This is a genomic window from Streptomyces sp. NPDC006450 (genome assembly GCF_040612195.1).
In the GTDB taxonomy this organism is placed as follows: Bacteria; Actinomycetota; Actinomycetes; order Streptomycetales; family Streptomycetaceae; genus Streptomyces.
Map to the genome: position 1 here is coordinate 22733 of NZ_JBEXPT010000081.1, position 7644 is coordinate 30376.

Here is a 7644-nt window from a genome sequence, read left to right on the forward strand (position 1 = left end):
GCGGGGGCGCGACGGGCGGGGCGCGCCGAGGATGAGGGCATGCCGACACACGCCCTGCGGGTCGCCGCTGCCACCGCCGCTGCCGCCGCGCTCCTCGCCACCAGTGCCTGTTCCGACGGTGGAGGCGAGGAGAAGAGGGGCAAGGACGGCGCCGCGCAGGACATCGCGAAACCCAAGTGGGGCGAGTGCGAGGCACCCACCCCTGCCGAGGGCGCCGGACAGGTCCCCGGCAAGGACTGGCAGTGCGCCGTCCTCGATGTGCCCCTCGACTACGCCGAGCCGGAAGGGGAGACGATCCCGCTGGCGCTGATCCGGGCGAAGGCCCGCGACAAGGACAAGCGGATCGGCTCGCTCGTCTTCAACTTCGGCGGCCCCGGCGGCTCCGGGATCACCAGCCTGCCCGGCGCGGCCAAGGAGTACGCGGCCCTGCGCGAGCGCTACGACCTGGTCAGCTTCGACCCGCGCGGGGTCGGCCGCAGCGCGCCCGTCCTGTGCGAGGACGACAAGCAGCTGGACGCGTACTACGCCTCCGACTCCAGCCCCACGACTCCGGAGGAGGAGAAGCAGTTCCTCGCCACCTCCAAGAAGTACAAGGACGCCTGCGTCAAGAGGTCCGGCAAGGTGCTGCCCCACGTCGGCACCGAGAACGCGGCCCGTGACCTGGACCGGATCCGCCAGGCCCTCGGCGACGACAAGCTGTACTACTTCGGCATCTCCTACGGCACCGAGCTCGGCGGGGTGTACGCCCACCTCTTCCCCAAGAACGTCGGCCGGGCCGTCTTCGACGCCGTGGTCGACCCGACCAAGAACTCCGAGCAGGGCGCCCTCGGTCAGGCCAAGGGCTTCCAGCTCGCGCTCGGCAACTTCGCCCAGGACTGCGTGGACCGCGGCGATTCCTGCCAGCTGCAGGGCAGCACCGCCAAGGAGATCGAGGCGAACATCATCAAGCTCCAGAAGGAACTGGCGGCCAAACCCATCCCGGGCTCCGGCGACCGGCTGCTCACGGAGGACGCCGCGACCAACGGCATCGCCTTCGCCCTGTACTCCAAGGAGGCCTGGCCGCTGCTGGAACAGGGCCTGGACGAGGCCGAGGGCGGCCAGGGACAGCTCCTGCTCGCCATGTCCGACGCCCTCAACGGCCGCGACCCGAAGGGCACCTACAGCAACATCGGATCGGCCAACACCGCCATCAGCTGTGCCGACTCCAAGGACCGCTACACGCTCGCCCAGACCAAGGCCAAGCTGCCCGAGTTCCGTGCGGCCTCGCCCGTCTTCGGGGACTTCCTCGGCTGGGCCATGATGGGCTGCACCGACTGGCCCGTCGCCGGCGCCTGGAACACCCCGGACGTCTCGGCCCCCGGCTCGGCCCCCATCCTGGTGATCGGCAACACCGGTGACCCGGCGACCCCGTACGAGGGCGCCCGCAAGATGGTGGAGCGCCTCGGCCCCGGCGTCGGCGTGGAGCTGACCTTCAAGGGCGAGGGGCACGGCGCGTACAACAGCGGCGACCCCTGCGTGCAGGAGGCCGTCAACTCCTACCTGCTCGACGGGAAGGTGCCCGGCGCGGGCACCGTCTGCACGGCGTCGAAGGCCCCGGCGCCGACCTCGCCCGTGTAGGCCGTCCCTTTCGGAGGCCGGAACACGCCGGAGGGGCCGTACTCCGCTCGCGCGGGGTACGGCCCCTCCGGGGTGACTAGTAGACCGGCTTCTCGGGCTCGATCTGGTGGACCCAGCCGATGACGCCGCCGCCGACGTGGACCGCGTCCGCGAAGCCTGCGGACTTCAGGACCGCGAGGACTTCCGCACTGCGGACACCCGTCTTGCAGTGCAAGACGATGCGCTTGTCCTGCGGCATGTCCTGGAGGGCGGTGCCCATCAGGAACTCGCCCTTGGGGATCAGCTTCGCGCCGGGGATCGAGACGATCTCGTACTCGTTGATCTCGCGGACGTCGATGATCTCGATCGGCTCGTCGTTGTCGATCCACTCCTTGAGCTGCTTGGGAGTGATCGTCGAACCGGCGGCCGCCTCCTGGGCCTCCTCCGACACGACGCCGCAGAAGGCCTCGTAGTCGATGAGCTCGGTGACGGTCGCGTTCGGACCGCAGACCGCGCAGTCGGGGTCCTTGCGGACCTTGACCTGGCGGTACTGCATCTCCAGGGCGTCGTAGATCATCAGGCGGCCGACCAGCGACTCGCCGACGCCGGTGAGGACCTTGATGGCCTCGGTGACCTGGATGGACCCGATGGACGCGCAGAGCACGCCCAGCACGCCGCCCTCGGCGCAGCTCGGGACCATGCCCGGCGGGGGCGGCTCCGGGTAGAGGCAGCGGTAGCACGGGCCGTGCTCGGACCAGAAGACCGAGGCCTGACCGTCGAAGCGGTAGATCGAGCCCCACACGTACGGCTTGTTCAGCAGCACGCAGGCGTCGTTCACGAGGTAGCGCGTGGCGAAGTTGTCCGTGCCGTCGACGATGAGGTCGTACTGGCTGAAGATCTCCATCACGTTGTCGGCTTCGAGCCGCTCTTCGTGGAGGACCACGTTCACGTACGGGTTGATGCCCAGCACGCTGTCGCGGGCCGACTCGGCCTTGGAACGGCCGATGTCCGCCTGGCTGTGGATGATCTGGCGCTGCAGGTTCGACTCGTCGACCTCGTCGAACTCCACGATGCCCAGCGTGCCGACGCCGGCCGCGGCCAGGTACATGAGGGCGGGCGAGCCGAGGCCGCCCGCGCCCACGGCCAGCACCTTGGCGTTCTTCAGGCGCTTCTGGCCGTCCATCCCCACATCGGGGATGATCAGGTGGCGGGAGTACCGACGGACCTCGTCAACGGTGAGCTCAGCAGCTGGCTCTACCAGGGGTGGCAGCGACACGGGGACTCCGTAGATGATTAAGTCTTAACGGTGGTTCTTCCCGTAACACTGCCACGCCCTCCTTCATTCCGAGACACCCGGTCCGATCCGCGAGACGATTTCGTCCCAGTACCCGGGCATCGACGCCCAGGGGTCCAGGGCAGCGGACCCGCGCCGGTCGGTGAGCCAGATGGTTCCCGCACCCTGCCAGCGGGCGATCCGCAGCGCCTCCTCCAGGTGCGTGCGCGGTACTCCGTGCACGAGGTGGCAGAACGTCTCCGGCGGGTGGTCCGCCGTCCACTCCGCCACCTGCGACCAGCGGTAGTCGGCCCAGCTCCCGGAGAAGGTGACCAGTTGATCGGCGGTTTCCGTGTACCCCTCGCAGGGGTGGGTGCCGTGTCCGAGGACGATCCGCAGGCCGTCGCCGAGTCCCCGCAAGGTGTCGACGACCCGGCGCACGGAGGCCAGCTCCTCCTTCCCGGCCGGAGCGTCCGCGAGGTAGAAGCCGTCGGCCCCGTACCAGTCGCGGAAGCGGTGGGCGTCGGAGACGAGCTCCCCGAACGACCGCTCCCCGTCTCGCATGGCGAGATGCCCGAGGATCGCGCCGCCCGCGCCGCGGAGCTTCGCGGCCGCCTCCGTGCAGTGCGGGTCGGGCCGGCCGCCCGGCCCGTCCGCGACGTTGAGGACGGCCCAGTGCAGCGGCGTCCCCGGCCGGGTCAGCTCGGCCCACTCCACCGGCGCCAGCAGCGGATGCGCGTACCCGGGGACGCCCAGACCGAGCCGGCCCGCCTCGGTGGCGGCCTGGCCGGCGGCCGGCGGGGTGGTCAGATGCGGCACGCCGCCTCCATCCAGATGTCCGCGAGGGATTCCTCCAGGTTGATCCGCGGCCGCCAGCCAAGCCGGTCGCGGGCGGTACGGACATCCGCCTGCTGCCAGGCTCCGCAGCCGTCCGGGTAGGGGTACGGGGGCTGGGCCGTCGCGGCCGCGAGCTGCTCGGCCGTGGCCTCGGAACGCGGGGAGCCGATGGCGGCGAGCCCGGCGGGCCGCCCGGGGTGCCCGTGCGCCTGCGGGTGCTGGGCGTGCTGCCCGTGCTGCGGTACGTCGATCTCGTGCAGCGAGCCTCCGTACCCGGCGACCCGGGCCAGCACGGCTGCCGCGTCGCGCAGCCGGACCGCCCGGCCCGTGCCGATGTTGACGACGCCCTGGGCGGCCGACAACGAGGCGGCGTGCACCGCCCGTGCCACGTCCCGTACGTCGACGAAGTCGCGCTGCACGCCGAGCCCGCTGAGCTTGAGCTCGCCGTCCCCGGACTGCATCGCGCGCCGCATGGCCTCGGCGAGCCGGCCGAGGGGGGATCCGGCGGGGGTGCCGGGGCCGACGGGCGAGAAGATCCGCAGCACGACGGCGTCCAGCCCGGAGCCGAGCACGAGCTCGGTGGCGGCCAGTTTGCTGACTCCGTACGGCCCTCCCGGTCTGGGCACGGCGTCCTCGGCCGTGGACGACCCGGGCTGGCTGGGCCCGTACTCGGCGGCGCAGCCGAGCTGGACGAGCCGGGCGCCGCACCCGCTGCGGCGCAGCGATTCGCAGATGGTGGCGACGGCCACGGTGTTGTGCCGGGTGAGCTCGCGGGCGCCGCCCCGGGTGGCTCCCGCGCAGTTGATGACGACGCCCGGGTGGACGGCGTCGAGGAACCGGGTGAGCGCGCCGGGGCTGCCGGTGGCGAGGTCGAAGCGGACGTCGGCGTCGTCTCCGCGGCCGAGCGCGGTGAGCTGGACCGCGGGGTCGGCGAGCAGGCGGTCCGCCACGTAGCGTCCGAGGTATCCGTTGGCTCCGATCAGCAACACCCTCATCGCGCGGCCCCTTGGTTGGTTGGCTGGCCGGTCATGTCCTGTTTCTCCTTGCTGGATGGGTGGATCGGGGTGGGGGGGTACGCCGCTTCGGGGTCTGATTCCGAAAGGACTCAGTGGCCTCCGTGCCGCTGCGCGTGTGCGGAGGCCCGCGACAGCGCGAGTACGGCGGGTACGAGGACTCCCACCGCGGCGGCGAACGGCGCCGCCGGGACGGGGAGCAGGGCGAGTACGAGGGCCGGCGCCGCCGCGAGGGCTCCGCGGGGGGCTCCGTGGCCGAGCAGCAGCCGGGTCAGGAAGAGCAGCACCGCGAGCGGTACGGCCACCGCCAGAGGGGTCCCGGCCAGTGCGGCCGCCCCCGCGGCGGCCGCGGCGTACAGCGCGAGCGTCCCGAGGAGCAGGGGTCTCACCCCGTCGGCGAAGTCCTCCAGGGCCCTGCTCCCGGCGAGCCGGCGCCGGGCGCGGGCCGCGAAGACGGCGCCGGCCAGGTACCCGGGGGCGACGGCCACGGCCAGGGCGGTCCCCAGGGGGGTGCCGTGGCGGTGGACGGCCCAGCCGAGGCCGGCGGCGGCCAGCAGGTACACGGCGGCGGGGAAGCGGCCCCCGGCGGCCCGGCCGGGCCGTCCGAGCCCGGCGACGGTGACGAGCACCGCGAGGGCTCCCGCCCAGGGCACCCCGGCGGCGGCCGCGCCGAGGGCGAGGGCCCCGGGCAGCAGCGCGTAGCCGAAGCCCCGTACCGCCTTGGCGTGGACCGGGATCCCGGCCGGCGGGGCGGGCGGGGTCCCGTCGCGGGGGGTCCGGGCGTAGAGCTCCTCCGCGAGGGAGAAGACGTCCCGGTGGCGGAAGCGGGCGGCGGTGCGGTCGGTGATGCCGTGCGCCTCCAGCCCTGCGGCGATCTCCAGCGGGTCCACGGCGTGCTCGCAGAGTTCCCGGTGTCGGTGGAGCAGGGCCTTGACGGGATCCCCGCCGGAGCGGGCCCTGCGGGGCGGGGGTGGGTCCACTGGGGGGACGGCTTCGTCCAGGGGCACGGTCATGCGGAGGCCTCCGAACCGGCGGCGGGCACCATGACGGCCGCGTCACCCTCCGGGACGGCGGCGGGCCGGGCCTCGCCCGGGGCCGGAGGGCCGCCCGGGTCGGGGGCCCGTCCTTCGGAGGGGGCGGGCTCGGGGTGGGGGGTGGCCCAGGTGGGGGTGGCCCAGTGGCCCGGGACCCGGGCCTCGGGCGGCTGCTCGAAGGGCACCCCGGTGCCGTCGGGGCGCGCCGGGCCGCGGGCGAGCAGCCGCAGGTAGGACTCCTGGAAGGCGGCGACGTTCTGCTCGACGGTGAAGAGTTCGAGGGCCCGCGCCCGGGCGGCGGAGCCGAGCCGCTGGGCCCGCTCGGGGTCCCGCAGCAGCGAGACGCAGGCCTCGGCGAGCGCGCGCGGGTTGCGCGGCGGCACCACGAGCCCGGTTCCGCCGATCACCTCGACGACGGCGCCGACGTCGGTGGACACGGTGGCGCGACCGCAGAACATGGCCTCGGCGAGGGTGATGGGGAAGCCCTCGATGACGGAGGAGAGCACCACCACCCGCCCGGAGCCGTACGCGTCGGCCGGGAACGGCGCGTCGGGTCCGCCGATCTCCTCGAAGGTGACCGGGTTCTCGCCGACCGCGTGGGCGTCCGCGGCCTCGTCGGGGAAGAGCTGCGCGGCGAGCGAGCGGCAGTCGGCCAGGTAGCCGTGCCCGACCGCGGGGTTCGTCCCGCCCGCCGTCGCGAAGATCCGCAGCCGTGCGCGCGGTTCGGCCCGGCGCACCTCGGCGAAGGCGTGCAGCAGGGCGATCAGGTCCTTGGCGGGGTCCACCCGCCCGACCCAGACGAGCGTGTGCGGGTCCCCGCACGCCGGGTCCTCGCCCACGGCGGCGAATCGGTCCGCCTCCATGCCGGGGTAGACCGTGCGCAGCCGTTCGCGGGAGGCCCCGCAGCGTTCCTGCCAGCGCCGGGCGTGCGCGTTGCCGGGGGTGAGCAGGTCGGCCTGGGAGTAGATCTCGCCGGCCAGCCGGGTGTGGAACGCCGCGAGCAGGGCCCGTACGGCCGGCCGCTCGTCCCCTGCGGAGTGCGCGGAGTGCGCGAGGTAGTGGGCCCGGAGCTGGACACCGTACTCGGTGACCAGGAGCGGCACTCCGAAGAAGCGTTTGGCCAGGAGTCCGGGGAGCGCCGCGACCCCGCCCGCGGCAGCGTGGCAGACGTCGACCTCGCTCAGGTCCTCGTACCAGTCCAGGGACAACGGCCGCAGCATCCGCTCCAGTTCGTCCACGAACTCCAGCAGGTCCGCGACCTGCGCCCGCTGTACGGCCCTGCTCGCCTCCGGGGCGCGACAGGCGGACTCCACGGCCCGTACGGCCGTCTCCGAGCGCAGGGCCGCGCACAGCCCGCCCTGTTCCGAGGCGAGCCCGGCCAGCCCGTACAGCCCGTCCGCGAACCGCGCGGGGTCGGCCCCGCAGATCCCGCGGACCAGTTCCGTGAAGGCGGCGGCGAAGCGGCGGCGCTCGCGGCGCCGGTAGCTGCGCCCGTCGTCGGCCGGCGCCCACAGCGGGGCGGTCCGCACCCGGGTGACGTGGGCGGGCAGCGACACGCGGCCGCGCTCCTCCTGCTCGGCGCTGCGGCTCAGGGCGTAGAGCTCGAACTCGTGCTGGGGAAGCCCGCGCACGAGCCGGTCGCACCACAGCCTCGCTTCGCCCGTGGCATACGGATAACCACCTTCCGTGAGCAGTCCGATCCGCACGAGTGGCACCCCCGATCTCCCGTTTCAGGCGGTCTCCGTCGGTCCGGCGACCCGCCGGATACGAACTCAAGCGGATATGCCGAAGGGGGGTCCGCGGGGTGTGGGGCGCGCCACCCCGAGGGGGGTTAGGTGAGTAAATTAGCGGACGGGTAGGGGGGGGGGCCGGGAATAAAAAAGTGGGGCAG

Annotated in this window: 6 protein-coding genes; 1 reads left to right on the forward strand and 5 read right to left on the reverse strand. The window is 73.4% G+C overall.

Annotated features, from left to right (window positions below; genetic code table 11):
* Positions 1-39 precede the first annotated feature (39 nt).
* Complete coding sequence (locus tag ABZY57_RS22390) at positions 40-1617, forward strand: alpha/beta hydrolase (protein WP_356514540.1); 1578 nt, start codon at positions 40-42, stop codon at positions 1615-1617.
* 76 nt (positions 1618-1693) lie between these two features.
* On the opposite strand, the gene moeZ is transcribed toward ABZY57_RS22390, so the two are convergent.
* The 5 genes from moeZ to ABZY57_RS22415 form a co-directional block, all read right to left on the reverse strand.
* Positions 1694-2872: an adenylyltransferase/sulfurtransferase MoeZ gene (moeZ, locus tag ABZY57_RS22395; protein WP_356514542.1), complete on the reverse strand. Its 1179-nt coding sequence runs from the start codon at positions 2870-2872 to the stop codon at positions 1694-1696.
* A 63-nt stretch (positions 2873-2935) separates the two neighbouring features.
* Positions 2936-3688, reverse strand: a complete 753-nt coding sequence (locus ABZY57_RS22400; protein ID WP_356514544.1) for a spherulation-specific family 4 protein — start codon at positions 3686-3688, stop codon at positions 2936-2938.
* Positions 3676-4701, reverse strand: coding sequence for an NAD-dependent epimerase/dehydratase (locus tag ABZY57_RS22405; RefSeq protein WP_356514546.1), 1026 nt, complete (start codon positions 4699-4701; stop codon positions 3676-3678). The genes ABZY57_RS22400 and ABZY57_RS22405 overlap by 13 nt, the downstream gene beginning before the upstream one ends.
* Positions 4702-4811: 110 nt before the next feature.
* Complete coding sequence (locus tag ABZY57_RS22410) at positions 4812-5732, reverse strand: hypothetical protein (protein ID WP_356514548.1); 921 nt, start codon at positions 5730-5732, stop codon at positions 4812-4814.
* Entirely contained in the window at positions 5729-7459 is a 1731-nt protein-coding gene (locus tag ABZY57_RS22415; RefSeq protein ID WP_356514556.1) for a DUF3492 domain-containing protein, read from the reverse strand. The genes ABZY57_RS22410 and ABZY57_RS22415 overlap by 4 nt, the downstream gene beginning before the upstream one ends.
* Positions 7460-7644 lie beyond the last annotated feature (185 nt).